The following is a 24,708-nucleotide window of genomic DNA, read 5'->3' as shown; positions in this document are numbered from 1 at the left end:
AGAAGTCTGTGAAACAGAACTCCCTGAAAGGATGGTTCAAGAGCGGCGCCCCGGGCGTCTGGATCAGCGGGGGCGCGGTGTCCATCGCGGTCATCATGACCATTGGCCTGCTGGCGGTAATTGCCGTGCGTGGCCTGGGCCACTTCTGGCCGGCGGACCTGATCCACGCCAGCTACACCGTACCGGGCATGCCTGCGCACCTGGTGGTGGGCGAAGTCGTGCAGAAAGAAGAAGTGCCTCGCGAGCGCCTGAAAAGCGCCGGCCTGCCGGTGCCGAACGAAGGCCCTGAGTTCATGACCCGTGAACTGGTGAAGGTCGGCAACCGCGACCTAAACGGCACCGACTTCACCTGGATCGTCGGCGACTGGCTGACCAACCAGACGACGCCGCCGGAGCTGATGGCCCTTGAACGACGTGAGTGGGGCAACTTTTACGGTTACCTCGTCAACGTCAAGGAACAAGGCAAGGTCATCGCCGAGGGCGAGTCCGCGTGGCCGCAGTTGCAAGCGCGTATCCAACGCGTCAACGAACTGGCCGACGAGCTCAAGACCCTGGAAAAATCCGACATCGGCGCGATCAACGCCGGCCTCGAGCGCATTCGCCTGCACGGTCGCAAACTGGAGCTGGAGGGCAAGCTCGACGCCACCGCACAAGCCGATCTGGAAAGCGAGCGCGCCGAACTCAACGCCCGCTACAAGGACATCGAAGCGCGCCTGGCCGACCTGCACGCGCAGTTCAATCGCGACAGCCTGACGGCCCGCGATGCCAACGGCAAGGAAGTGGAGATCGAAATCGGCAAAGTGGTGCACGCCTACCAGCCAAATGGCATGGGCACGTTCACCAAGATCAGTTTCTACTTCAGCAAGGTCTGGGAATTCCTCAGCGACGACCCTCGTGAAGCCAACACCGAAGGCGGGATCTTCCCGGCGATTTTCGGCACCGTGATGATGACCCTGATCATGGCGATGATCGTCACTCCGTTCGGCGTGCTGGCGGCGGTGTATCTGCGTGAATATGCCCGCCAGGGGCCGATGACCCGCTTGATCCGCATTGCCGTGAACAACCTGGCGGGTGTTCCGGCCATCGTCTACGGCGTGTTCGGCCTGGGCTTCTTCGTCTACGTGCTGGGCGGCTCGGTTGACCGGCTGTTCTTTCCCGAAGCCTTGCCTGCGCCGACTTTCGGCACCCCCGGCTTGCTCTGGGCGTCCCTGACCCTGGCGCTGCTGGCGGTGCCGGTGGTAATCGTCGCCACCGAGGAAGGCCTGGCGCGAATCCCGCGAACCGTTCGCGAGGGTTCCCTGGCTCTTGGCGCGACCAAGGCCGAGACTCTGTGGAAAATCGTCCTGCCGATGGCGAGCCCGGCGATGATGACCGGCATGATCCTCGCCGTGGCCCGCGCCGCCGGCGAAGTAGCGCCGTTGATGCTGGTGGGCGTGGTGAAACTGGCCCCGTCGCTGCCGCTGGACGGCAACTACCCGTACCTGCACCTGGACCAGAAGATCATGCACCTGGGCTTCCATATCTACGACGTTGGCTTCCAGAGCCCGAACGTTGAAGCGGCGCGACCGCTGGTGTACGCCACGGCGCTGTTGCTGGTGCTGGTGATCGCCACCTTGAACCTGTCGGCGGTGTGGATCCGTAATCACCTGCGCGAGAAATACAAAGCGTTGGATAGCTAAAAGCATTAGCCACAAGCGGCAAGCTGCAGGCCGCTTTTGCTCAAAACTTGCAGCTTGCAGCTAAAAGCTTGCAGCTACGAACGGAGTGAGACCATGCAACACGAAGCACATACACACGGCATCAACATGTCGGCCCTGGGCCGCGACAAGCAGAGCCTGAACCTGGCTTCGGAAACCGTCGCCATCGAAGTGCCCGGCTTGAACCTGTTCTACGGCCAGAAGCAGGCGCTGTATGACGTCAGCCTGAACATACCGAAACAGCGCGTTACCGCGTTCATCGGCCCGTCGGGCTGCGGCAAGTCGACGTTGCTGCGGACCTTCAACCGCATGAATGACTTGGTGGACGGTTGCCGCGTCGAAGGCGAAATCAATCTCTACGGCAACAACATCTACCGCAAGGGCGAGGACGTTGCCGAGCTGCGTCGCCGCGTGGGCATGGTGTTCCAGAAGCCCAACCCGTTCCCGAAGACCATCTATGAGAACGTGGTCTACGGCCTGCGCATCCAGGGCATCAACAAAAAACGCGTGCTCGATGAAGCCGTGGAATGGGCGCTCAAGGGCGCGGCGCTGTGGGATGAGGTCAAGGACCGCCTGCATGAGTCGGCCCTGGGCCTGTCCGGCGGCCAGCAACAACGTCTGGTGATTGCCCGTACCATCGCCGTGGAACCGGAAGTGCTGCTGCTCGACGAACCGTGCTCGGCCCTCGATCCGATCTCGACGCTGAAGGTCGAAGAGCTGATCTATGAGCTCAAGTCCAAGTTCACCATCGTCATCGTGACCCACAACATGCAACAGGCGGCTCGGGTATCCGACTACACCGCGTTCATGTACATGGGCAAGCTGGTGGAATTCGGCGACACCGATACCCTGTTTACCAATCCGGCCATGAAGCAGACCGAGGACTACATCACCGGTCGTTACGGCTAGGACGCCGTGGTTGCTCATTGAATCTACGCTGCGGTCCGCCGCACCTTACCGGACGCTCCAAGGACGCCAAAGATGATTAGTAAAGAAGGCCTCACCCACCACATTTCCGCGCAGTTCAACGCCGAGCTGGAAGAGGTGCGCAGCCACCTGCTGGCCATGGGCGGGCTGGTGGAAAAACAGGTCAATGACGCGGTGACCGCGCTGATCGAGGCCGATTCCGGCCTGGCCCAGCAAGTGCGCGAGATCGACGACCAGATCAACCAGATGGAACGCAACATCGACGAAGAGTGCCTGCGCATCCTGGCCCGTCGTCAACCGGCGGCGTCCGACCTGCGCCTGATCATCAGCATCTCCAAGTCGGTGATCGACCTGGAGCGGATCGGCGACGAAGCCACCAAGATTGCCCGTCGGGCCATCCAGTTGTGCGAAGAAGGCGAAGCGCCACGCGGTTACGTCGAAGTCCGCCATATCGGTGACCAGGTGCGCAACATGGTCCGCGATGCGCTGGATGCCTTCGCCCGTTTCGACGCCGACCTTGCGTTGTCGGTGGCCCAGTACGACAAGATCATCGACCGCGAATACAAGACTGCCCTGCGCGAGCTGGCGACCTACATGATGGAAGACCCGCGCTCCATCTCCCGGGTACTGAGCATCATCTGGGTGCTGCGTTCCCTGGAGCGTATCGGCGATCATGCGCGCAACATCTCGGAACTGGTGATCTACCTGGTGCGTGGCACCGACGTGCGGCATATGGGGCTCAAGCGGATGAAGGAGGAAGTTGAAGGCACCCCGTCCGAAACCGCTAATGTTCCCGGTGAAACTGACGATAAGTAAGATTGCCAAGAAAAGCGCCCGGCCTTTTGGTCGGGCTTTTTTTTGCGGTTTTTTTAATCAAAAGCAGCACCCCGCGAACGAAAAGTCCCGGCGTGACTGAAGGTTTTTGGCAATATGCCATCAGTAAAGCGGTATGCTTGCCGGGATTTTTTAGAGGTGTATCTGGATGAGTAAGGTCAGTGTGTTGGTCGTGGACGATGCTTCGTTCATTCGTGATTTGGTGAAGAAGTGCCTGCGCAACTACTTCCCAGGCATCCGCATCGAAGACGCGGTGAACGGCAAGAAAGCCCAGGCCCTGCTGGCCCGTGAAGCGTTTGACTTGGTGCTGTGCGACTGGGAAATGCCGGAGATGTCCGGCCTGGAACTGTTGACCTGGTGCCGCCAGCAAGACAACCTCAAGGGCATGCCGTTCGTCATGGTGACCAGCCGTGGCGACAAGGAAAACGTGGTCCAGGCGATCCAGGCCGGCGTTTCCGGCTATGTCAGCAAGCCCTTCACCAACGAGCAACTTCTCACCAAGGTCAAACAGGTGATGCACAAGGCCGGCAAGCTCGAGACCTTGATGAACAGCGCCCCGACCAAGATGAATTCAGCCTTCGGCAATGATTCCCTCAGCGCCCTGACGGGTGGCAAGCCTCCGGTTGCGGCCGTTGCGTCGGCGCCTGCGGTGAATCCTTTTGCCAAGCCAGCCGCCGCCCCGGCTCCCGCAGCCGCTCCGGCCCGTGGTTTGCTCAACAGCCCACCCGTCAAGGCACCGGCCGCCGCCGCTTCGACGACCAACCGTGGCCAAGGCCAGTTGCGCCTGTCCAGCGGCACCCAGCAATGCGTGATCAAGGCCCTGAGCCTCAAGGAAGCGCTGTTGGTGGTCAAACGCACCGACACCCTGCCACAGGTGCTTGAAAGCGCCGTGCTGGACATGGAGCAGGGCGACAACGCCGAAACCGCTCGCCTGAACGGTTACCTGCACGCCATCGTCGCCCACGAACAAACCCCCGACAGCGAGTGGCTGCAACTGACCTTCCGCTTCGTCGACAAAGACCCGCAGAAACTCGACTACATCTCCCGCCTGATCGCCCGCGGCACCGCGCAGAAGCACTTCGTTCCGGGCGCCTGATCCGGCAGCGCAGATCGTTCCCATGCTCCGCGTGGGAGCGTCCTTGGCGGCATTCCCACGCAGAGCGTGGGAACAATCACCAACGGTCATCTGGCCGCTCGGCCGTCCAATTTGAAACATCTGTCGACTACGCTGGTCCATCCCAGCTGCTAGTCTGCGTTGCAGGCCCTCATTTCGACAGAATTCTTGCCCATGCTCGTGCCGTTGCTGTTCGCCTGTGGTCTCGTCCTGGCCGTCACCCCGGCCCTGGCCATGACTATCTATAAATCCACCGATGCCAATGGCGTGGTCTCCTACAGCGACCGCCCCAGCAAAGGCTCCCAGGTGTTCGTGTTCCGTGATCGCATGGTCGAGCGCCTGGAGCGGCAGGTGTTTCTCGACATCAAAAAGCAAAAGGGCGCGGACACGGTGTATGTGCGTAACGACCTGTATGCGCCGGTGGAGATCGAATTGAGTTTCGCCGGGCTGCGCAATGTCAGCGGTGCTCCGAGCCGGCCGATTCGCCGTGTGTTGCCGGCGCGCAGCAACCTGCGCCTGGCGCTGCTGACGGCCACTCGGCCCGGAAGGCCGCTGGTGTATACCCCAAGGTTCGAATATTCCCTGGGCGACCCGGCAGGCGCGGCGCAGGCGTATCGCTACCCGTTGCCTTGGCGAGGCGGGCCGTTTCGACTGAGCCAGGGCGCCAACGGCCAATACAGTCACTACGGGCCGAAGAACCGCTACGCCATGGACATCGCCATGCCCGAGGGCACGCCGATCATCGCGGCGCGGGGCGGCGTGGTGGTCAAGACCGAAAACGAGCAGACCGGGCGCGGCACCGACCCGTCCGGCAACTTCGTGCGCGTGCTGCACGATGACGGGACCATGGGCGTCTACCTGCACTTGCAAAAGGGGTCGGTGGGCGTACGAGAAGGGCAACGGGTGTCGGTGGGCACGCCATTGGCTTTATCGGGCAACACCGGCAACAGCTCCGGCCCGCACCTGCACTTCGTGGTGCAGCGCAATACCGGGCTGGGACTGGTGTCGATTCCCTACCAATTCAACCAACCGGTGGGCGACTTGCCCAACTTTGCGGTGGGCAAGCAATAGCGCCACAAGGGGGGCGCCGGGCCGGTCAATCGAGCATCAACACCTTCGCCAAAATGATCTTCGGCCCTTTCATCTTCTTGATGATGATCCGCAGGCCTTCGACTTCCAGCACTTCTTCCTCTTCCGGCACCCGTTTCAGGGTTTCGTAGACCAACCCTGCCAGGGTTTCCGCCTCGATGTGATCCAGGTCGATTCCAAGCAGACGCTCGACCTTGAACAACGGCGTGTCGCCGCGTACCAGCAGCTTGCCCGGCTGATAGGCGAGGATGCCGCGCTCGGCCTTGCGGTGTTCGTCCTGGATATCGCCCACCAGCACTTCCAGTACGTCTTCCATGGTCAGGTAGCCGATGATGTTGCCGTCGGCTTCCTCGACCACGGCGAAATGCGAGCCGCCCTTGCGGAACTGCTCCAGCAATTGCGACAGCGGCATGTGCCGCGACACGCGTTCCAGCGGCCGGGTCAGTTCGGCCAGGTTGAACGACTCGGGAATGTGATCCAGGGCCGCCAGTTCCAGCAGCAGGTCCTTGATGTGCAGCAGGCCGACGAACTCCTGGCGCTCGCTGTCGTACACCGGATAACGGCTGAACTTGTGGCGACGGAACATCGCCAGGATTTCCTTGAGCGGTGCGTTGAACTCCAGCGTCACCAGGTCTTCCCGGGAGTTGGCCCAGTCCACGACTTCCAGTTCGCCCATTTCCACGGCGGAGGCGAGTACGCGCATGCCTTGGTCGCTCGGGTCCTGGCCACGGCTGGAGTGCAGGATCAGCTTCAGCTCCTCGCGACTGTAATGGTGTTCGTGATGCGGGCCGGGCTCGCCTTGGCCGGCGATGCGCAGGATGGCGTTGGCGCTGGCGTTGAGCAGGTAGATTGCCGGGTACATCGCCCAGTAGAACAGGTACAGCGGCACAGCCGTCCACAGCGACAGCAGCTCGGGTTTGCGGATCGCCCATGACTTGGGCGCCAGTTCACCGACCACGATGTGCAAATAGGAAATGATGAAGAACGCGGTGAAGAACGACACACCCTTGATCACTTCCGGCGACTGGACGCCGACCGCGCCCAACAACGGCTCGAGAATGTGTGCGAACGCCGGTTCGCCGACCCAGCCCAGGCCCAGCGAAGCCAGGGTGATACCCAGTTGGCAGGCTGACAGGTAGGCATCTAGCTGGCTATGGACGGTGCGCAGGATGTGCCCGCGCCAGCCGTTCTGCTCAGCGATGGCCTCGACCCGGGTCGAGCGCAGCTTGACCATGGCGAATTCAGCCGCAACGAAAAATCCGTTGAGCAGGACCAGGATCAGAGCAAAAAGAATCATGCCGAATTCGGCGAAGAGTGTAGCGAGGGACAAGCCAGGGGAAGGGTCCATGATGGAGTTTTGCAGGTTCCGTATGTTCGTATGAGTGAAAATCAGTGCCTGAAAAGGCAGGCACAAGTCAGCCAATGTAGCGGCTGACCCGGCGATTGCCTAGTGGGGAGCGCTGGCCGGTGTCACTCGTCGTGGCTGGGGAGGCGTCCGCGAACCACCTGCGCCGGGGCGAAGTGGCAGGTAAACGTGCTGCCATGGCCCGGCACGCTGCTGATTTCCATGCGTGCGCGATGACGCAGCAAGACGTGTTTGACGATCGCCAGCCCCAGCCCGGTGCCCCCGGTGTTGGAGTTGCGGCTGGAATCGACCCGGTAGAATCGTTCGGTCAGGCGCGGCAGATGCTTGCTGTCGATGCCGATGCCTGAGTCGCGCACGCTCAGGTGCGCGCCTTGTTCATCGCCCCACCAGCGGACCTGGATTCGCCCCTGTTCCGGCGTGTATTTGACTGCGTTGAACACGAGGTTGGAAAAAGCGCTGCGCAATTCCGCCTCGCTGCCCTTGAGCTGCACGGTCGGGTCGGCTTCCAGGGTGATAGCCTGCTGCTTGGGGCCGGATAACTCCTGCGCGTCCTCCACAATGATTTGCAGCAACTCCTCGATGGCCACGGGCTGGTTGTCCGACGGGTAATCGGTGGCTTCCAGCTTCGCCAGCAGCAGCAAGTCGTTGAGCAAGGTCTGCATGCGCCCGCCTTGCTGCTGCATTTGTTGCAGTGCGCGGCTCCAGCGTGGGTTCACCTCCTCGACGTTATCGAGCAGGGTTTCCAGATAACCGCAGATCACCGTCAACGGCGTGCGCAGCTCATGGGACACGTTGGCAATAAAGTCCTTACGCATCTGTTCCAACTGATGAATGCGCGTCACGTCCCGCACCAGCATCAAATGCTCGTTGTTGCCGTAGCGGGTGATATACAGCTGGATGCGCAGGCGATCGTTGGTCGGCGAGGGAATTTCCAACGGCTCGGCGTAGTTGTCCTGTTCGAAGTATTCCTTGAAGCGTGGATGACGCACCAGGTTGGTCACTGGCTGGCCGCTGTCCTGTGGTGTCTTGAGGCCCAGCAGGGTTTCGGCGGCGCGGTTCCACCATTCCAGGTTGCCGTCGCTGTCGAGCATGATCACCGCGTCTTTCAGCGCGGCTGTAGATTCCTGGACGCGGTCGATCACCGCTTGCAGGCGCCCGCGCACGCGTTGGTCGCGCCGTTGCAGGTGATAGATGCTGTCGAACACTTCGCCCCACAGGCCGTAGCCGTCGGGCGGGGCCTCGTCGGGCTGGTGCAGGCGCAGCCACTCGTGCAGGCGCAGCAACTGCTTGAGGGTCCAGGCCAGGTAAAGCGCCAGGCCCACGGCCAGGCTCCAGCCGTAATAACCTGTGATCAGGCCGATCAACAGGCAACCGGTCACCAGCAACAACATGTGGCGGATCAGGGTGCCATGCCAGTTTTGATTCACGTGAACGCGCGTCCTTGTCAGCTTGTCGGGCGGTAAGGGCTCGGATCAGGCCTTTGTCGAAAAACGATAACCGGTGCCACGCACGGTTTGTACCAGATTCTCGTAGGCCTCGCCGAGGGCTTTGCGCAGCCGTCGGATGTGTACGTCCACGGTGCGCTCCTCGACATACACATTGCCGCCCCAAACCTGGTCCAGCAGTTGGCCGCGGGTGTAGGCGCGCTCCTGGTGGGTCATGAAGAATTGCAGCAGGCGGTATTCGGTCGGGCCCATCTCGGCGGGCTTGCCGTCGATGGTCACGCGGTGGCTGATCGGGTCGAGCAGCAGGCCACCGACTTCGATCGGCGCTTCGCCATCGGTCGGACCGGCACGCCGCAGCACGGCCTTGAGGCGCGCCACCAGCTCACGTGGGGAAAAAGGTTTGGTGATGTAATCGTCGGCGCCGACTTCAAGACCCTGGATCTTGTTGTCCTCTTCACCCTTGGCGGTGAGCATGATGATCGGGATATCACCGGTCAGCTCATCACGCTTGAGGCGCCGCGCCAGCTCGATGCCAGACGTGCCGGGAAGCATCCAGTCCAGCAAGATCAGGTCGGGCTTGCGGTCGACGATGATGGCGTGGGCCTGTTGAGAGTTTTCTGCTTCCATGCAGTCATAGCCGGCCATCTCCAACGCAACGGCAATCATCTCGCGGATGGGCGCCTCGTCGTCGACGATCAGAATGCTCCTGCCAACCATGGGGTAATCCTCTTGTCATTTAACTGTCTTGCGCCGCATTAGATAACGGAATTATTGCAGTCGTGTGACAGTTATTTCCTTGAGCGGCAGCGAAGGGGATCCTGGTCTACGCTTTTCAGTCCGAATCCTGACAACCACAAAGGAAGGTTTCCATGGCTTATTACACTCAATCCATCAAGGCGCTGGGGCTGGTGGCTGCGCTGATGTTGCCGGCGGTGGCGCTTGCGGCTGGCGAACCGGCAATGGTCAAGGGTGACGTGCTGGTCGATCACAAGGGCATGACCCTGTACACCTATGACAAGGACGACGACAGCAAATCAATGTGCAACGACAAATGCGCCGAGAATTGGCCACCGCTCAAGGCCGAAAGCACCGCCACTCCGTCAGGGGAATGGACCGTGATCACTCGCGACGACGGGGCCTCGCAGTGGGCCTATGACGGCGACCCGCTGTACACCTTCGTCGGCGACAAGAAGGCCGGCGACAAGACGGGCGACGGCAAGGGTGGCGTCTGGAAAATAGCCAAGCCCTGACTGGTCCGAACCGCTTTCGTGGCGAGGGAGCAAGCTCCCTCGCCACAGGTTCAGCGTGCGCCGAGTTGGCGTGATTCAGCGCAACCCGTAATCCAGCACAATCCCGACGAAAATCGCCAATCCGGCCCAATGGTTGTGCAAAAAAGCCTTGAAGCAGCGCATCCGGTCCTTGCCACGGGTGTACCAGAACTCCCAGGCAAAGCAGGCGGCAGCGGCCACCAGGCCCAGATGGAACCAGCCGCCCAGCTTGAATTGAGACCCAGCCAGCAACAGACAGCCGAGCGCCAGGCCTTGCAGCGTCAGAATGATCGCCCGGTCGGCATCGCCAAACAGGATGGCCGTGGACTTCACGCCGATCTTCAGGTCATCGTCCCGGTCGGTCATTGCGTAGTACGTGTCGTAGCCCACCGTCCACAGCAGGTTGGCGATGTACAGCAACCACGCGGCGGCCGGCAGATGGCCGGTTTCGGCGGTGAACGCCATCGGCATGCCCCAGGAAAACGCCGCGCCCAAAACCACTTGCGGGTAATAGGTGTAGCGCTTCATGAACGGATAACTGAACGCCAGCGCCAAGCCGCCCAAGGACAGCAGAATCGTCGGCGCATTGGTGCACAGCACCAGCAGGAAGCTCACGCCCATCAGCACCGCGAAGAACACCAGCGCTTCTTTGGAACTGATCTTGCCGCTCACCAGCGGACGCTGTTCGGTGCGTTTGACGTGGCCGTCCACCTTGCGGTCGGCCCAGTCGTTGATCACGCAACCGCCGGCGCGGGTCAGCACCACGCCGAGCACGAAAATCACGATGTTGGCCAGGGAAGGGGAGCCTTCGCCGGCAATCCACAACGCCCACAACGTTGGCCACAGCAGCAGATAGATGCCGATGGGCTTGTCCATGCGGGTCAGTTGCACGAAGTCCCAGGCCCGCGGGTTCAGGCGGTTCAAGGATTTGAGCAATTGCACGTACATCAGCAGTTCTCCGAATAGGCGCGCGCAACGGTCCACAGGCGCGGCAGGAAAATTTCCGCCACCAGCACGCTCAGCGTACCGCGATCGAAACGCGAGCGACGGCCCCACAGCGCGCTGGCGCGAACCTCGGGCGGCAACCATTCGCTGGGGTAGTGACACACCTCGATAGCCCGGCGCTGAAACGCCTGGTCGCAAAACAGCAGCTCGCCGAGGGAGCGGCTACCGAGTTCGTCCATTTGCAAACCGTCGCCCTGCAAGGCGCTGCGCGCCGCCACGCTACGGGCGAATACCCAAGGCTCGCCGTGGCCGCGCAGGTACACCTCGCGCACCCAACCCTCGCTGCCCTCGGCCAGATCCAGCGCGGCACATTCGTCGGCGCGCAACGGCTGCCAGCCCTCGAACAACGGCGTCACGCTGAAATGCTCGTCCGACAGGCCGGTCAGGCGTCGGGTCAGGGATCCGTCGTCGAACAGCCAGTCCAGCACGCAGGCATCTGGACGGGGCGACAGCAGGTGCTGGGGCAGCCATTGGAGTGTAGGAAATATAGAATTCGTCGGCGGCACAGAGGTCTTGATTGGCAGCAAATGAGGCCGCGAGCTTACCATGTCGGTCGGTGATTTTGCCTGAGCGAACCCGCCGCCGCGCGGATCCTGCTTGCATCTGTTGCGAACGATCAGTACAAAACCGCCCTGAGCCGGAAAATACCGGCCAAGGCCTGACATCTTGAGGAAGTATTGGAATGAAGAAGTGGCAATGTATCGTCTGCGGCCTGATCTATAACGAAGCTGACGGCTGGCCGGACGATGGCATCGCGCCCGGCACTCTGTGGCAAGACGTACCAGAAGATTGGCTGTGCCCGGACTGCGGCGTCGGCAAAATGGATTTCGAAATGATCGAAATCAACTGATCGTTTCTCAAGTGGAGAGCAACATGAGCGCACCTGTCGTCATCGTCGGTACCGGCCTGGCTGGCTACAACCTGGCCCGTGAGTTTCGCAAGCTCGACAGCGAAACCCCGTTGCTGCTGATTACCGCGGACGATGGTCGTTCCTACTCCAAGCCGATGCTCTCCACGGGCTTTGGCAAGAACAAAGACGCCGACGGCCTGAGCATGGCCGAGCCAGGCGCCATGGCCGAGCAGCTCAAGGCTGAGGTTCGCACCCACACGCGCATCAGCGGCATCGACCCGGGCCACAAGCGCCTGTGGATCGGCGAAGAAGCGGTGAGTTATCGCGACCTGGTCCTGGCCTGGGGCGCCGAAACCGTGCGCGTGCCCGTACAGGGCGACGCGGCGGACTTGATCTTCCCCATCAACGACCTCGAAGACTACGCCCGCTTTCGGGCCGCCGCCGCTGGCAAGCGCCGGGTGCTACTGCTCGGCGCCGGCCTGATCGGCTGCGAATTCGCCAACGACCTGATCCTGGGCGGCTACGAAGTGCAGCTGGTAGCGCCATGCGAGCAAGTCATGCCGACGCTGTTGCACCCAGCCGCCGCCGCAGCGGTACAGGCCGGACTGGAAAGCCTTGGCGCGCGTTTCTACCTGGGGCCGGTGCTCAATCGCCTGCAACGGGTGGCCGACGGATTGGAGGCGCACCTGTCGGACGGCCAAGTGATCGCCTGCGATCTCGTGGTCTCGGCCATCGGCCTGCGCCCACGCATCGACCTGGCGGCGGCCGCCGGGCTGGTGATCAATCGCGGCGTGGTGGTTGATCGTCACCTGAAAACGTCTCACGCCAATATCTACGCCCTGGGCGACTGCGCCGAAGTCGATGGCCTGAACCTGCTCTACGTCATGCCCCTGATGAGCTGCGCTCGCGCCCTGGCCCAAACCCTGACCGGCAACCCGACGGCCGTCAGCTACGGCGCCATGCCGATTACCGTGAAGACGCCGGTGTGCCCGCTGGTGGTTTCTCCGCCGCCACGGGGCAGCGAAGGCGTGTGGAGCGTCGAAGGGCAGGGCGCCGACATCAAGGTCTTGTGCCGCGACGCCCAAGGCAACCTGCTGGGTTATGCCCTGACGGGCGCGGCAGTAATGGAGAAACTGGCGCTGAACAAGCAGCTTCCGGCCCTGCTGGCGTAAATGCCGGTCGTTCTGTCGGGTATACCCTGCTTTTGACGCGACAAAGGCCCGCCGGACACTGGCGCCGGTTGCGGCCCCGTGCCATCCTCACTCCCGTCTGCCGCAGAGTAGAGCCTGCGGCGCCTTAGGGGCTGTTCCGAAGAGAACAGCACGGACATAACAACAAAAAAACCGTCAAAGGGGCTTCATTCATGCGTAAACCAGAACTCGCTGCCGCTATCGCGGAAAAAGCGGACCTCACCAAAGAACAAGCCAACCGCGTCCTCAACGCCGTCCTCGAAGAAATCACCGGCGCCCTGCACCGCAAAGACAGCGTCACGCTCGTCGGCTTCGGCACCTTCCTGCAACGCCACCGCGGCGCCCGCACCGGCAAGAACCCACAAACCGGCGAGCCAGTGAAGATCAAGGCCAGCAACACCGTTGCGTTCAAGCCAGGCAAGTCGTTGAAGGACAGCGTTAACCCGTAATTGCGGCGAGTACCTCGGTCGAGGGAAGAAAGCGGCGACAAAAAAGAGCACATCGACGAGTCGGGGTGCTCTTTTTTTATGGCCAATGTCACGGTTCCGGCCAGTCATATTATTGCCCGATAGACTTTGAGGGTTTCGGCTGTTGATTTCCGAGCCCCCCGCACGAACTGTGCTGGTCTGCTAGGGCTGCTGCTCGTCAAGCAGTGATCGCGCTACTTCCTCGATGTAATCAAACACTTCTGTCGGAACCGAATACTGATACTGCTTGCGACGATTGTTTGAAACAGTGCCGTTATTAGTCAGACACATCATTATGAGGTTCGCGAGATCGCTTCCACGAACGTCATAAGCCGCGTTAACCGCATGAACGATTCGGTCGTAGTTTTCAAGGAAAACTGTCTCCTCGCGAAGCTCGACTTCGATGGCTCGCTTCGCCATCTCTAAGGTGAAACGGACACCGGGCGTGGCATCCCAGAAGCGGTAGATGGTCGAATCCCCGGTAAATTCGAATGTGAATCGACCATGGTCGATCCACCGAACATCCCAAAACTCTCGAGCCGGTCGGGAGAATTGCTCCAGCGTTTGCAGATACTGTCTTTCTTCACGTTTCATTGCCACAGAAACGGGTAGGAGTAGTCCGTTTTCCAGGGCGTCGGCGCGGCACAGCGTATGGTGAATCAGGAATCGAGAAAGGCGGCCGTTCCCGTCCATAAACGGATGGATGAAGACGAAGCCGAATGAAATGATGCCTGCGGCTACCAAGGGATCAATACGCGCGGGGGCGTCGTTACCCAACTCCATCAACTGTTCCATCAATTCCCTACAGAGATCGGGCCCAGGTGGGATGTAAGTGACTCCCGCCGCTCCTTGGAGTGGACCCGCCAGATGGTTCTGCGAGTGGCGAAATGCTGCTGCCATGTCGAACGGGTTCGAAATCGTCGCGTTTTGAAGGTGAACCAGATATTCCTCGCTCAGTGGAATACCTTCGTGGGCCTGTCGCAGCAGTTGAATGAACTTGCGCGCCTTGTCCTCGCTTGGCGACTCTTTCTCTATGGCAAAGGAATCCTTGGTTTCGTGTAGATACGCCCAGTTGATGGTTCGATCCATCATCTCAGACGGCAAGCTTTGGATGAACTTCTGAGCGCGAGCCAGGATGTCATGCTCCAAGAGGGCAACAATCTCTGGGGTACGCTCAACTGTAGCGCAATAGGCTAGCGTCCCAATACCGTTGAACTCCACCCGCCAGCGAGAGTTACGCTCCCCGGGCATCGTCACGTAAAGCTGCGGATCGAACAATGGAACGAATGTCCCGCGGACCGGCATATGTTGCCTCAGATCTTCACCCGTGAAGGCTTCACGCAGGAAGCAGGCTTTGCGGATGTAAATGCCATTTGGGGCTTTTTGGAGCTCAGCCTCCAGGGCCGCAGCGGGAATCTGGGGAAGAGTTTGGGCCAATATGGCGAGATTGATCCCCTCGTGCTTAAGCGCGAAAAGCAAATGGCCAAGGAGGTCATCTGGTAAGGGGGCTGTATTGGGTGGTATAGCCAATGTCTCTCCGATCCGTTTTATCCTGGTGACTGGCTGTACCTTTGCCGGTCGGCGCAGCGGGAAGACTGATAGCTTTAAAGATTCCCGAAGCCAGGCGTATCCAACAAAGTTCATGGCGCAAATCCTTTATTTGTAACCCCTGGGTTCAGAATTATTTGAGCAGGCTTAGAAAATCTTGATTTAGCGTAAGTATGCGGTTTTTTTCTTAACTCATCAGCATCCCGGATGGAAGGAATGTTGCGAGCCTTGAGAGACGGCATGAAAACAGCCATGGAGGCCTGTTTCCATGCCTCCAAGCCTCCAATCACTAGCGCGGATCGACGTTGTTCAACACTCGGTTCGCCAGTAACGAACTCAGCTCGATCAGTTGCTGGATGCCTAGGAGGAAGTGGCGGTGCGCGCCATCCAGGTCGAAGGCCAGGGTGCTGACCATCGCGTCAGCGGAGGCCAGGGTTTCGCTGAGGTTAGCCAGCAGGCATTCGTTGTCCATGTCTTTTACGACGGTGAACAGCTGGCCGGGTTGAGGGGGTCCTTCGGGCTTTTCCGGTTTGGGCGCCAGGTAATAATCCAGCGCGCGCTTGGCGGCTTCGTCGAGTTTCTTGGCGTTGAGGCCGTCGAGGTACGGAGAGTTGGGATCTGCTTCTGGAGGATTCGGAGTTATTTTGAACATCGTTACGCTACCTCTGATTTAGTAGGCCGCAACCGTCTCGCTACTAAACGAAAGGAGGCAGCTGTGCGCAAGTTAGTAGACCGGTAGAGGCAACGGAACCCGGCGCGCCCGAAGGCGCCTTGCGCACAACCACCATCGAGTGCAGGCAATGCCTGACTGATGAGACTCATGCAGCCGTTGCTATTACCGGGCTACTAAACCCGACCACTGATGGGCAGTGGCAGGAAGACGATAGGCCCCGGGGGCAAGGCGCACAAGCCGGCGGATTCTGGCGTAGTTGTAGGCAAAGGCGCAAGGATGCGTAGCTTGGCGGAATAGGGAGACTCAGGATGAATTTTGTTCTGACGGATGTCCCCGATTCGTGGCGAGGGAGCTTGCTCCCGCTCGGCGGCGCAGCCGTCGTAGGCCGGTTGATGCGGTTTGTCTGTAGGAACGCGCCGGGCCTTTTTGGGGCGGCTTTGCCACCCAGCGGGAGCAAGCTCCCTCGCCACGGATCGGGGGCGGCTGGTGGAACTCGGGCGGCAAAATTGAGACCGGCGTCATGGCCTCGAAAACGGCCTCTTCAGGCACCTTGATTGTTACCATCCATTGCTTGAAGATCTGCCGCTCGTTCAAGCCTCCCTCTTGCCTGGAAAACGACCCGGATCATGACGCTCTATCGCCTCCACGAAGCCGATCTCGACATCCCTGACACCTGGCAGGACCAGAGCATCAACATCTTCAAGTTGCCAGCCGTCGGCGGCGCCAAGGAAGCCAGTTTCGTCATCAGTCGCGACCCGAGCCGAGGCGATACGCCGTTCAACGATTATGTCGATCAACAACTGGCGAGTGCCGAGCAGCAACTGCCTGGGTTCAAGCTGATCAAGCGTTGGGATTTTTTCCTCCACGAACATGCCGCCGTGCTGCTCGATTACACCTGGCAGCGCGAAGGGCGCGAGTTGATGCTGCGCCAAGTGTTCATCGATCGCCAACCCATAGGGCTGATCACCACGTTGACCACGACGCCGGGTGATCTGGTGCACCACGAACCCGCCTGGAAAGCCGCCATGCATTCCTTCAAGGTTTTGTCCGCGACCGCCTGATCAATCTCCGGAAGACCCTAACGCAATGGATATGCTGGCCGCTGCGCGCCTCGGCGACGAAATAGCCCACGGTTTCGGTGTCGCCGCGATGGTGGCGGGCGCCGTTGCCGGTGCGTTGATCGGCGCGGCGGTGGTAGCGGCCACGGTCGCGACCGGGGGCGTGGCGCTGGCGATCATGGCGGGCTCGATTGCCGCCGGCGGCTTGTCGATGTTCCAGATACTCAAAGGCCTGAACACCATATTCAACTTGCCCGAGCCCACGACGGGCGCGTTGATAATGGGCAGCCTCAACGTCCACATCAACCGGCGCAACGCCATGCGCGCCGGTGTCGACGTGTCGGCGGGGTGTACGGGCCTGCCGATGAACCATCCGATCTGGCCGTTCCCGGTGCTGATCGCCGAGGGCAGCGCCACCGTCTATATCAACGGCAAGCCAGCGGCGCGCTTGCAGAGCAAAATGGTCTGCGGCGCTCACATCAAGACCGGCAGCCCCAATACGTTTATTGGCGGGCCGACGATCTCGGTTGCGTTTGTCCTCGACATCGAAGGGTGGCTGCACACCGGCCTCGAAGCCTTGGGGCTGGTGGCCATGGGCGCGGCGGCCGTACTGGCGGCGATGGCCGGCGCGGCGGCGTTTGCAGGCTTCGTGGTGATTGGCGGCGCCATGATGGGCGGCATGGCCTTGCTGGGCGATTTGGGTGATCGCCTCGGGCCGGGTTATCGCGACTTGCTCCAAGGCATCGCGGGTATGGCCCTGCTGGGGCTGGGGCCGAAGATGGCCCGCCTCGGCGCAGCGCCCAAACCTCGCGTCGCGGCGTACAAGCCGGGCACCACCGACGCCGATATCATGGCGATTCCCAAGGGCAGTCGGCCGCCGCCGAGCGACTACCTTGAAGGCCCGTATATCGACAAGCACCTCAAGACCTTCGAGGACGAGGGCGGCAGTTTCCTCTTCACCGCCGACGACATCGCCAACCCGAAATATGGTTCGTTCAACCCGAACAAATTCGTCATGGCAAAATCCGACCTCAGCGCCGTGGTGACCGAATACAAGAAAACCGGTGACGTTTCGGTGCTGGAGTCAGCCCTGGGGTACGATCCGGGGTCGCTGGTCGGCAAGGACATCTACATGATGAGCCTGGACAAACCCAAGGTGCTGATGCCTACCGGTAACGAAGGCGGCGTGAACTCGCTCTGGCGCCCCGGTGGCCTGACCCATCCGGGCGGCATGCGCGAAGCGGTGCTGGACAACGTACCGATCTTCCACGGCAATGACATCAACGCACTGATGAAGGCCCAAGACGTTGTGAGAATCCCATGAGTAATCCGCAAGACAACGTGCTGCTGTTGGCGCTGGCCAATGACGAGTTGGACAAATTCCTGGTGGGCGAGCCGTTCTACTTTCTCGAAGCCAAGACTGACAACGACGAGCCACAAAACGTCGTGGCCGCGTTCGACCAACTGATCATGCCGCACTGGCGCCAGACCCACGACGCGACGTTTCCCCCGCGTTTCGTGGCAGCCCTGCTGACGATGCTGGCGACGTACCCAGACCGCACGCGGGCGATCTACATCGCCGCCGACTGGGTCTGGTATTACCGTTTCTGCCAGGACAAACAGCGCCAGCAGCCGCTCGGCCCGTATGGCGATCTGTTCGACGTGGACATGGGCAGCGTCGCCGTAGCGCTCAAGCGACTGCTGGAAAACCACAAGGCTGAACTGGTCGCCGACACCCGCTGGGCCGGCGCGGCGTGGAACAGCCCGGACGGCATGTGGACGCCGCTGATGCGTTCGGCGGTGATGGTGCGGGACAAGTTGGGTGGGCCGGATTTTGTGCCGGGGAATATTTGACTCGTTGCGTTGCTGTGGTTTGGTTCGCGGTCAAATAATCGAATCAAGATCCAGCGTGTAGGGCTTGCCGATGACATACCCGTGGGCGCCGTTGATCAATTCAGTCTCGGCGTCCGCGGTGGGTGCGATGGCCAGTTGTTCGGCCACGCGGTTCTCAGGATGCGCTTGCCAGCGGGCCAGGTTCTGCGCCAACGGGTCGGGGTTTTCCGACAGGCTTCCGTAAACATCTTTTGGGTTGACCGGCAAGGTACTCAGTGCCGTCAGGCGCGCGTGCGTGGCTTGTACCTTGTCGACTTCGCGACTGAGCGCTTCGATGATCGGTTGGTGGGCGCGCACGTAGGCATCGGGGCGTGCCAATATATGGCGGCGTTCGTTGCGCAACTGCTGGGTCACCTGCGCCAGGGATTGTTCTATGCGCTCATACTCACGCGGTGTCACCAGAGAGCCGCCGGATTCTTGCGCTTCTTGCCAACGGCGCAAGGTCGCCCAGCATGCCGGGACATAGCTGGAAGTCATGAGGTGGTTGCCGGCCTGGAAAAGTTGGGCCAGGACACCCGGACGGTCCGGCAAGCCATGCCTGTGCTGCAAGGCAATCTCACAGGCGGCATGCTGCGTGAGGGTGTCGCATCCTGGCGTCCAAAGGATCGACGACCGCTCCCGACGACTGAACTCCACGGGCAGAAAATGCCGCAAGGTGCCGTGGTGTCCGTAGGGCTCGCCCGTCCAGTTGTAGATGCCCGCCACGAACACCGAGAAGCCGGCCGGTACGTTGACGAACGTCAGTGCCAGGCCTGTGCCATAGACGCTCGTCTTGGTGTCCATCCAACTGCCCGGTACGCTGGGTATCGGGTCGTTGTGATTGACCATGCGGTAGTGCACCAGGGGCTCGGCGTTCTTGACGAAGGAGGCATCGGCGGCGCGAGGGGCGCCGTAGGTGTAGAGCTGGATGTTGAAGCGTTCCGGTCTCAGCCGTAGCATTTCCGCGAGCAGCAAGGCCACTGCGCCGCCCAGGCTATGGCCGCAGATCAATAGCTTCTGGCCGGCATAGAACCGGTCCAGATAATCGGTTACAAAAGCCGTCGATTTTTTGGCTGCCCCATAAAACCCTCGGTGGACCTTACCGAGACCTTCTTCAAATGGGACCTGGAGCGCATCGGCGTCACGCAGGCCATCGGCGAGCATTTGTGCAGTGCCGCGCACCGCAATCAGGATCACTTCATCGTTGTGAGTGATGAAGGCCTGGGTGTCGGTGCTTTCTTCAGTTGCAGTGTCATCGAGAAAATGGATCTTGGCGGGGTGCTCCTGCTTCGTTCCCAATTCCGGATTGTTCACCGGGTAAAGAGCGGGATCGAACGGTACGATTTCCAACCGCTTGGAGTAGGGCACGTCTTCATACAGGGGGTAATAGGGTTTTGTTTGCCCCGGGTCGACCCTCCAGAGTTCCTCGCACTTGGCCAGCGCATCACCGAACCAGTTCCCCACGCTCGGTTGTTCAGGGAAGCTCACCGGCGTGTTTATCGGCGCCGCACCCGGCTGCTGGCCGAAGGGACAATAACTCAAGGTCGCCATGAGCGCCAACTGGTACAGGTTGAGCGCACAGAACTCCGGGTCGCTGGACAGCATGGGCCGCAAGGCCCGCAGCGGGCGTACTTCCAGCACGGTATGTCCTTGAGGCATCAACGCCACGCCAACCGTGCCAAACTCACCCATGAGCTGTGTCGGGCCTTGGTTGGGCGGGTAATGCCGGTAGACCTGCGGCGGCAGGTGGGTGACATGCTTGACCAGGTCGCGTACCTCCACCTGAAAGAACTGACCGGCGCAGGCTTGGGCGGGGCTTTCTCGGGTGCGGGTGGCGTTATCGTTCAGGTAGCGGGTTTTCTCGGCGCGGACTTGGAGTTCGGTGATTTTGAGTGGATAGCTGTCTCTGCCCTGGAGCCCTATGTATAACTGCTCCTGGCCTTGGTATTCATCATCCAAGGTCAAGGCGATCGGTCCGGCGAAGTGATTGTCAACTTTGCCCACGCCCGAGGCATCAAGATTGCCGCGGTACGTTTGCCCTTCCGAATCGGTGACGACATAGGCCAGCCATGCGTAAGGCTCGCCCGCGCCGGATTCATCTACCAATTGAAAGCTGGTCCATTTGCCTGCAACGGGGCAAGCGAAAATACGACTGCTCAGGCGGGACTCCAATTCCGTTTTAGACAGTGTCATGCAATAACTTCCTTATTCGGTACAGCCTGGGTAAATGGTGCATTGCCGTCCATCCGGCATTTGAAAACCGCTGAAGTCCTTGTGATTGCCGAAACAGAAGGCGTACTGATCCTCAAAGTTGTCGCCCATGCAGCGTTTCCAGCCGTTGGGAAACTTGACCCAGGTATCCTTCATGTAGGGTCTTTCATCGTCTGCCAACCTGATCTTCATCCGCACCGTTTTTCCCGGCAGTTGGTCAAGGGTGTACGCCGAAAAAGGCCGATCGTTTCCAACGTCGCCCTGTGGGTTGGTTTTTTTGCAGTCGAGGATCTTTCTGAGGACGCGGGGCCTGCCCGAAGTGCGAAACAGCCACTGGCATTGGCCGCGGAAAGTGCTCTCACCCGCTTCGTTGAAAGAGCCCTTGTATTGCTCTTCCAACTGATCCCGGATCACCACGTTGGCGGAATCTCGACTGGAGTCGAGCCAATGCGGACCATAGATGGAGCTGAGTTCGAGCTCGATACGGCTGACCACCAACGGACAGCCTTTGCGAGTTCTGCGGATAAGGATTTCGGCAGCGGGCGAGTCTTTGCTCTTGAACACCGGTGCTAAGTTGTCCTTCTTCCCGACGGTGCAGGTTTCCCCCGGAGCGGGTACGTAACGCACCGCTGCCTCATAGGCAAAGCCAGGCGGAAGGTCAGCTGTAAACGTAAAAGTATCGGGCGTTCTCTCCGCGCATCCACCCGCCATCGCCAGGCAAAAGCCCAGGCTTGCCATCCGTAAGGTCAGTTTCATAACGGCGCGTTTCCTTGCCAGAAATCCGCCATCAGCCGCACCCGTTCAAAATGCTCCTCGGGGCTTTCTCCGGCGCATACTTGCCATTGCGGCGTCAGGGTTTGAGCTGGCACCTGCAGGCTCTTGACCAATAGAAATGCCAGTTGCTCAGGCGCCAGCCAGTTCCAGGCTTCTGCCTGGTCGAGTGTGGCGCGCAGCCAGGCGTCCGGATCCTGGTGCTCAGCCAGTTTGACGTAGGCGTCCAGGTGCTCTGCCAGCAGGAAACGTCGAGCGTTGACCCGGCGGATTTCACGGGCTTGCTGTTCGGGTGCTGGCACCTGCAACCAAAGCGGCGCCGCCGGCACCGGGTGTATTCCGGGACCCGGGTTATCGACGCGCTCCCAACGAGCACCTTGCCAGTAGCACACGCTGGCCGCCGGCCCGAGATAGGCGGCATGCATCTCGACGGGCAAGTGTTTGAGCGCCCGGGCCAACACGCGAGCGTCCTGGAATCGATACACCGCCTGATCAGGGCGTTGACCAATGATCAACCGCTCACGCCAGTGCTCGACCAGCTTCGGTAGGTGGCCTTTGGGAAGGCTGGCCAGCCACCCCCAATGAGTGGCCGGCCGGCCAAACAGTTCGTTGATGTTTTTATCGTGGGGGTTATCGAAGGTGAAGACGAAGGGCCCGACCTCGCTGAGGTCGGCAAGCGGGGTTTGGCTATAAACGCTCAGGTAACAGTCGAACTGGCTGTTTTTGAGCAGCGCTTGGCGCATCGGCTGTTCGTTCTCTGAATCCAGGACCACACACAAGGCGTGCCCGAGGCGTTGTTGTTCGAACAACCATTGCTGCGGCAGTGAGTCGCTCATACGGTAGTGGTCTCCGTTGTGCAGACGCCCTCGCGACAGGCTTCACACAGGGGGCAAAAATCTGATCCTGCAGCCTTGCTGGCTGTCATGAGGGCGCGTTGAGTGGGGGCGAAGGTGGGTGGCAGGTTCAGCAACGTGGACAAGGGGGCGATCCCCTCCGGGTTGAGCGACGCGGCACGTGCACCCGACAACGGGGCGCCGCCCAACTGGATTTCGCTGCTGCTAAAGATGCCGCCATGACCAATGACGATATGCTCACCCCCGGCACTCAAACTGAGGGTTGCGCCTGCTTCGAGGACCACATGGGCACCCGCCTTGATATGCACTTGCTGGCCGGCCTCAATGGCCAGCGTCTGGTCGGAGTAACTGCGGCGGTTAGTGGTGTGCAGCTGGTCGTTGCCCTTGATCTGGATGATGCGATCAGCAGCGATGGTTCGATGTTCGCTGGCGTGCAGCTCGGAGATGCTGTTTCCCTTGATCGTTTCCCGACGTTCGTTGCCGATCTCCAGTCGGCTGTCATGCTCGATTCTTTGCTCCATGTCGCGCTGGGCTCGGAGGTAAATAAGCTCTTGTCCGGCCCGGTCCTCCAGGTGCAGCTCATTGAAGCCCTTGCCACCAGGGGAACTGCGCGAACGAAACACTGTTCGAGTCTTGTGGGCGGGCAGCGGGTAAGGCGCAGGATTGGCGCTGTTGGTCAGGCATCCGCTGATCAAGGGTTTGTCTGGGTCGCCTTCCATGAACGTCACCAGGACTTCCATGCCCACCCTCGGGATCGTGACCGCGCCGTAGCTGTTACCGGCCCAGTTGGAAGCAACCCGCAGCCAGCAACTGCTGCGGTCATTAACCTGTCCTGCGCGATCCCAAAAGAACCTGACCTTCACGCGACCATACGGGTCGCAATGAATCTCTTCGCCTTCCGGGCCGGTGACGATCGCCGTCTGGCTGCCGGATATCCGTGGCTTTTCATGAAGTCGACGTGGACGAAAAATCGCATCCCATGGCGTGGCGACGAAGCGGTTCCGGTAGCCTTGGTTGCGCGCCCCTGGAGGTTCGGCATCGCCGCCCATGCCTTCCTCAAGCATTTGTGGCTGCCTGCCTTGATGGTGCACTGCAGTCAGCAACCACAGGTCATTCCATTCCTGGCGTGGGTGTTCACTCAGCGTCAGGAAGTGACCGGTCACCAATTCCGGCTGGTCACTCGTGCCCTCGACTTGGCAATAATCGGAGCGATGGCGTTCCAGCGCTCGCCGACTCAGCAACTTGCCGCGCTCTTCCTGGTTAAAGCCGCCGGGGTAATCGTAGGCCTCCAGGTCCGGAAGGATTTTTTCAATGGCTGGCTGGTATTTCTGTTCGAGGGCAATTGTCGCTTTCTGAAAATCGTAATCGCGGCGAGTGACCCGACTGGTTCGGGTTTCCAGCCGTACATTGAAGTGCTGGATCACTGGCTCTTCGCCGACCAAACCGCTGCCTTGCTTATAGGGGGTAGGGCGGCCGAGCCTTGGAAACACGGTCTGGTCATCGCCAAACACCAACTGATGGCCAGACTCACTGTGCTGGAAATGGTAGTGAAGGCCTTCTTCTTCACATAGCCGCGCGATGAAACCCAAGTCTGACTCGTTGTACTGTGCGCAGTACTCGCGTGGTGGATAACTGGAGTTCAACAGGAAGCGGTGTGCATCGCCAAGGATGCCGTGCTCTTTGAGAATCGACGCAATGATCTGCGGAACGCTGGTTTGCTGGAAGATGCGTTGATTGGTGCGGTATTGCAGATAAGCCAACCTGGGAACCAACTGCACGCTGTAGTGGGACAGGCGCTTGCCAGAGTCGCATTGAACTACCCGATGGATCTGCCCATGTATGCCGTGACCCTGATGATCAAAAACAAGGAAGGCTTGTTTATGTAACAGGTGCTCAAGCGTGATGTTTTTTTGTTCACTGACGAGGTCCACATCGAATTGATAAGGGGCGCTGATCGCTTCGTTGCCTTCAAACTTCAATACCTGAAGATCATGCCCAAGGTCCGGTATCTTCAGATGTAAACGCGGTAAATCATTCAGAGGGGGCATGTTTTGTACCTTGCTTCTGCTGGGCTCCTGATCTATTGAAGCAAGCCGCGGGAGGCTTGATGCGCCTCCAGGTGAAAAAAAGAAGGGTATGTAAGAGCGTTCTTTATCGTTGATAGGAAGAAACGATTTGAATCAATTCTATGTTGTGAAGGTATATGCAGGGTTGGCAAAAAATAGTAGCGGTTCTGTGTAAGTTAAAAATTTTTATGACTTTGGCTGTTTTCCAAGTTGGCTTCGTATTTAGAGAAAAGTCCTACATTTTTATTTTCTCAAACGCGGCATGCTTTCCGTCGGACGAAAAGCTGTGGGTAGACGCCTCGTCTGAAAGCGTTGTGGGTGTATTGAGCGAAACTTCCTACAAGTCACAGCGAATTCTACTTCTGGTTCTCGCAATCAACTGAGTCATAACACCCAAGCACCT

24 protein-coding genes are annotated in these 24,708 nt (G+C 60.1%); 12 read left to right on the top strand and 12 right to left on the bottom strand.

The window, feature by feature from the left end; genetic code table 11:
- Nucleotides 1-8 precede the first annotated feature (8 nt).
- From pstA to HU762_RS03660, 5 genes are all read left to right on the top strand, one after another.
- Nucleotides 9-1,679 (top strand): phosphate ABC transporter permease PstA, encoded by a 1,671-nt coding sequence (pstA, locus tag HU762_RS03680; RefSeq protein WP_186633132.1) that lies wholly within the window; start codon nt 9-11, stop codon nt 1,677-1,679.
- Between the two features lie 93 nt (nt 1,680-1,772).
- Nucleotides 1,773-2,606, top strand: a complete 834-nt coding sequence (gene pstB, locus HU762_RS03675; protein ID WP_186633129.1) for a phosphate ABC transporter ATP-binding protein PstB — start codon at nt 1,773-1,775, stop codon at nt 2,604-2,606.
- Between the two features lie 72 nt (nt 2,607-2,678).
- Entirely contained in the window at nt 2,679-3,440 is a 762-nt protein-coding gene (gene phoU / locus HU762_RS03670) for a phosphate signaling complex protein PhoU (protein WP_030139132.1), read from the top strand.
- 166 nt (nt 3,441-3,606) lie between these two features.
- Nucleotides 3,607-4,554 (top strand): response regulator, encoded by a 948-nt coding sequence (locus HU762_RS03665; protein ID WP_186633126.1) that lies wholly within the window; start codon nt 3,607-3,609, stop codon nt 4,552-4,554.
- Between the two features lie 192 nt (nt 4,555-4,746).
- Entirely contained in the window at nt 4,747-5,643 is an 897-nt protein-coding gene (locus HU762_RS03660; RefSeq protein ID WP_186633123.1) for a peptidoglycan DD-metalloendopeptidase family protein, read from the top strand.
- Nucleotides 5,644-5,668: 25 nt separating this feature from the next.
- Here the strand turns inward: HU762_RS03660 and HU762_RS03655 are convergent, their stop codons facing one another.
- The 3 genes from HU762_RS03655 to phoB form a co-directional block, all read right to left on the bottom strand.
- Complete coding sequence (locus HU762_RS03655) at nt 5,669-7,009, bottom strand: hemolysin family protein (RefSeq protein WP_186611377.1); 1,341 nt, start codon at nt 7,007-7,009, stop codon at nt 5,669-5,671.
- 122 nt (nt 7,010-7,131) lie between these two features.
- Complete coding sequence (phoR, locus tag HU762_RS03650; protein WP_189664485.1) at nt 7,132-8,418, bottom strand: phosphate regulon sensor histidine kinase PhoR; 1,287 nt, start codon at nt 8,416-8,418, stop codon at nt 7,132-7,134.
- Between the two features lie 81 nt (nt 8,419-8,499).
- Nucleotides 8,500-9,189: a phosphate regulon transcriptional regulator PhoB gene (gene phoB, locus HU762_RS03645; RefSeq protein WP_186633116.1), complete on the bottom strand. Its 690-nt coding sequence runs from the start codon at nt 9,187-9,189 to the stop codon at nt 8,500-8,502.
- A gap of 152 nt (nt 9,190-9,341) precedes the next feature.
- Here phoB and HU762_RS03640 point away from each other — a divergent pair, with 152 nt between their 5' ends.
- Nucleotides 9,342-9,722, top strand: coding sequence for a hypothetical protein (locus tag HU762_RS03640; RefSeq protein WP_186633114.1), 381 nt, complete (start codon nt 9,342-9,344; stop codon nt 9,720-9,722).
- A 75-nt stretch (nt 9,723-9,797) separates the two neighbouring features.
- Here HU762_RS03640 and ubiA read toward each other — a convergent pair whose 3' ends face one another.
- Nucleotides 9,798-10,688 (bottom strand): 4-hydroxybenzoate octaprenyltransferase, encoded by an 891-nt coding sequence (gene ubiA / locus HU762_RS03635; protein ID WP_186633111.1) that lies wholly within the window; start codon nt 10,686-10,688, stop codon nt 9,798-9,800.
- Complete coding sequence (locus HU762_RS03630; RefSeq protein WP_186611381.1) at nt 10,688-11,251, bottom strand: chorismate lyase; 564 nt, start codon at nt 11,249-11,251, stop codon at nt 10,688-10,690. Before HU762_RS03630 ends, ubiA begins: the two co-directional genes overlap by 1 nt.
- A 176-nt stretch (nt 11,252-11,427) precedes the next feature.
- On the opposite strand from HU762_RS03630, the gene HU762_RS03625 reads away from it, so the two are divergent.
- The 3 genes from HU762_RS03625 to HU762_RS03615 all read left to right on the top strand — a co-directional run bounded on the left by HU762_RS03625 (nt 11,428) and on the right by HU762_RS03615 (nt 13,234).
- Nucleotides 11,428-11,595 carry a rubredoxin gene (locus HU762_RS03625; protein ID WP_003437744.1) on the top strand — a complete coding sequence of 56 codons (168 nt, stop codon included), beginning with the start codon at nt 11,428-11,430 and terminating at the stop codon, nt 11,593-11,595.
- A 23-nt stretch (nt 11,596-11,618) separates the two neighbouring features.
- A complete protein-coding gene (locus tag HU762_RS03620) occupies nt 11,619-12,767 on the top strand; it encodes an FAD-dependent oxidoreductase (RefSeq protein ID WP_186633108.1) in 1,149 nt (382 codons plus the stop codon).
- 191 nt (nt 12,768-12,958) lie between these two features.
- The gene (locus tag HU762_RS03615) at nt 12,959-13,234 is read left to right on the top strand and encodes an HU family DNA-binding protein (protein WP_003213368.1); all 276 of its coding nucleotides are present in this window, start codon (nt 12,959-12,961) and stop codon (nt 13,232-13,234) included.
- A 180-nt stretch (nt 13,235-13,414) separates the two neighbouring features.
- Here the strand turns inward: HU762_RS03615 and HU762_RS03610 are convergent, their stop codons facing one another.
- From HU762_RS03610 to HU762_RS03600, 3 genes are read right to left on the bottom strand one after another with little or no spacing between them, the layout of a single operon-like run.
- On the bottom strand, nt 13,415-14,896 hold the full coding sequence (locus tag HU762_RS03610) for a Fic family protein (protein ID WP_186633105.1): 1,482 nt from the start codon (nt 14,894-14,896) through the stop codon (nt 13,415-13,417).
- Complete coding sequence (locus HU762_RS03605) at nt 14,893-15,054, bottom strand: hypothetical protein (protein ID WP_186633102.1); 162 nt, start codon at nt 15,052-15,054, stop codon at nt 14,893-14,895. The genes HU762_RS03610 and HU762_RS03605 overlap by 4 nt, the downstream gene beginning before the upstream one ends.
- A gap of 35 nt (nt 15,055-15,089) precedes the next feature.
- Nucleotides 15,090-15,452 (bottom strand): DUF6124 family protein, encoded by a 363-nt coding sequence (locus tag HU762_RS03600; RefSeq protein WP_186633099.1) that lies wholly within the window; start codon nt 15,450-15,452, stop codon nt 15,090-15,092.
- A 647-nt stretch (nt 15,453-16,099) separates the two neighbouring features.
- On the opposite strand from HU762_RS03600, the gene HU762_RS03595 reads away from it, so the two are divergent.
- The 3 genes from HU762_RS03595 to HU762_RS03585 are packed head-to-tail and all read left to right on the top strand — an operon-like array spanning nt 16,100 to nt 18,385.
- Nucleotides 16,100-16,534 (top strand): DcrB-related protein, encoded by a 435-nt coding sequence (locus tag HU762_RS03595; protein ID WP_186633096.1) that lies wholly within the window; start codon nt 16,100-16,102, stop codon nt 16,532-16,534.
- A gap of 25 nt (nt 16,535-16,559) precedes the next feature.
- A complete protein-coding gene (locus HU762_RS03590; RefSeq protein ID WP_186633094.1) occupies nt 16,560-17,855 on the top strand; it encodes a PAAR domain-containing protein in 1,296 nt (431 codons plus the stop codon).
- On the top strand, nt 17,852-18,385 hold the full coding sequence (locus tag HU762_RS03585; RefSeq protein ID WP_186633092.1) for a hypothetical protein: 534 nt from the start codon (nt 17,852-17,854) through the stop codon (nt 18,383-18,385). Before HU762_RS03590 ends, HU762_RS03585 begins: the two co-directional genes overlap by 4 nt.
- A gap of 30 nt (nt 18,386-18,415) precedes the next feature.
- Here the strand turns inward: HU762_RS03585 and HU762_RS03580 are convergent, their stop codons facing one another.
- Genes HU762_RS03580 through HU762_RS03565 form a run of 4 tightly spaced genes read right to left on the bottom strand, consistent with a single transcriptional unit; the run spans nt 18,416 to nt 24,287 of the window.
- Nucleotides 18,416-20,596: a lipase family protein gene (locus HU762_RS03580; RefSeq protein ID WP_186633089.1), complete on the bottom strand. Its 2,181-nt coding sequence runs from the start codon at nt 20,594-20,596 to the stop codon at nt 18,416-18,418.
- Nucleotides 20,597-20,608: 12 nt separating this feature from the next.
- Nucleotides 20,609-21,370: a hypothetical protein gene (locus tag HU762_RS03575; RefSeq protein WP_186633086.1), complete on the bottom strand. Its 762-nt coding sequence runs from the start codon at nt 21,368-21,370 to the stop codon at nt 20,609-20,611.
- Entirely contained in the window at nt 21,367-22,221 is an 855-nt protein-coding gene (locus HU762_RS03570) for a DUF4123 domain-containing protein (RefSeq protein WP_186633083.1), read from the bottom strand. The genes HU762_RS03575 and HU762_RS03570 overlap by 4 nt, the downstream gene beginning before the upstream one ends.
- The gene (locus tag HU762_RS03565; protein ID WP_186633080.1) at nt 22,218-24,287 is read right to left on the bottom strand and encodes a type VI secretion system tip protein VgrG; all 2,070 of its coding nucleotides are present in this window, start codon (nt 24,285-24,287) and stop codon (nt 22,218-22,220) included. Before HU762_RS03565 ends, HU762_RS03570 begins: the two co-directional genes overlap by 4 nt.
- Between the last annotated feature and the right edge of the window lie 421 nt (nt 24,288-24,708).

This window comes from Pseudomonas sp. SWRI92 (assembly GCF_014268685.1).
Taxonomy (GTDB): Bacteria; Pseudomonadota; Gammaproteobacteria; order Pseudomonadales; family Pseudomonadaceae; genus Aquipseudomonas; species Aquipseudomonas marvdashtae.
This window is presented reverse-complemented; position numbering and strand designations above follow the sequence as displayed.

Bases quoted from the DNA above. Each gene is read 5' to 3' on its own strand.
- pstB (WP_186633129.1), top strand. From the start codon at position 1,773: ATGCAACACGAAGCACATACACACGGCATCAACATGTCGGCCCTGGGC.
- phoU (WP_030139132.1), top strand. From the start codon at position 2,679: ATGATTAGTAAAGAAGGCCTCACCCACCACATTTCCGCGCAGTTCAAC.
- HU762_RS03665 (WP_186633126.1), top strand. From the start codon at position 3,607: ATGAGTAAGGTCAGTGTGTTGGTCGTGGACGATGCTTCGTTCATTCGT.
- HU762_RS03660 (WP_186633123.1), top strand. From the start codon at position 4,747: ATGCTCGTGCCGTTGCTGTTCGCCTGTGGTCTCGTCCTGGCCGTCACC.
- HU762_RS03655 (WP_186611377.1), bottom strand. From the start codon at position 7,009: ATGGACCCTTCCCCTGGCTTGTCCCTCGCTACACTCTTCGCCGAATTC.
- phoR (WP_189664485.1), bottom strand. From the start codon at position 8,418: ATGTTGTTGCTGGTGACCGGTTGCCTGTTGATCGGCCTGATCACAGGT.
- phoB (WP_186633116.1), bottom strand. From the start codon at position 9,189: ATGGTTGGCAGGAGCATTCTGATCGTCGACGACGAGGCGCCCATCCGC.
- HU762_RS03640 (WP_186633114.1), top strand. From the start codon at position 9,342: ATGGCTTATTACACTCAATCCATCAAGGCGCTGGGGCTGGTGGCTGCG.
- ubiA (WP_186633111.1), bottom strand. From the start codon at position 10,688: ATGTACGTGCAATTGCTCAAATCCTTGAACCGCCTGAACCCGCGGGCC.
- HU762_RS03625 (WP_003437744.1), top strand. From the start codon at position 11,428: ATGAAGAAGTGGCAATGTATCGTCTGCGGCCTGATCTATAACGAAGCT.
- HU762_RS03620 (WP_186633108.1), top strand. From the start codon at position 11,619: ATGAGCGCACCTGTCGTCATCGTCGGTACCGGCCTGGCTGGCTACAAC.
- HU762_RS03615 (WP_003213368.1), top strand. From the start codon at position 12,959: ATGCGTAAACCAGAACTCGCTGCCGCTATCGCGGAAAAAGCGGACCTC.
- HU762_RS03610 (WP_186633105.1), bottom strand. From the start codon at position 14,896: ATGAACTTTGTTGGATACGCCTGGCTTCGGGAATCTTTAAAGCTATCA.
- HU762_RS03605 (WP_186633102.1), bottom strand. From the start codon at position 15,054: ATGGCTGTTTTCATGCCGTCTCTCAAGGCTCGCAACATTCCTTCCATC.
- HU762_RS03600 (WP_186633099.1), bottom strand. From the start codon at position 15,452: ATGTTCAAAATAACTCCGAATCCTCCAGAAGCAGATCCCAACTCTCCG.
- HU762_RS03595 (WP_186633096.1), top strand. From the start codon at position 16,100: ATGACGCTCTATCGCCTCCACGAAGCCGATCTCGACATCCCTGACACC.
- HU762_RS03590 (WP_186633094.1), top strand. From the start codon at position 16,560: ATGGATATGCTGGCCGCTGCGCGCCTCGGCGACGAAATAGCCCACGGT.
- HU762_RS03585 (WP_186633092.1), top strand. From the start codon at position 17,852: ATGAGTAATCCGCAAGACAACGTGCTGCTGTTGGCGCTGGCCAATGAC.
- HU762_RS03580 (WP_186633089.1), bottom strand. From the start codon at position 20,596: ATGACACTGTCTAAAACGGAATTGGAGTCCCGCCTGAGCAGTCGTATT.
- HU762_RS03575 (WP_186633086.1), bottom strand. From the start codon at position 21,370: ATGAAACTGACCTTACGGATGGCAAGCCTGGGCTTTTGCCTGGCGATG.
- HU762_RS03570 (WP_186633083.1), bottom strand. From the start codon at position 22,221: ATGAGCGACTCACTGCCGCAGCAATGGTTGTTCGAACAACAACGCCTC.
- HU762_RS03565 (WP_186633080.1), bottom strand. From the start codon at position 24,287: ATGCCCCCTCTGAATGATTTACCGCGTTTACATCTGAAGATACCGGAC.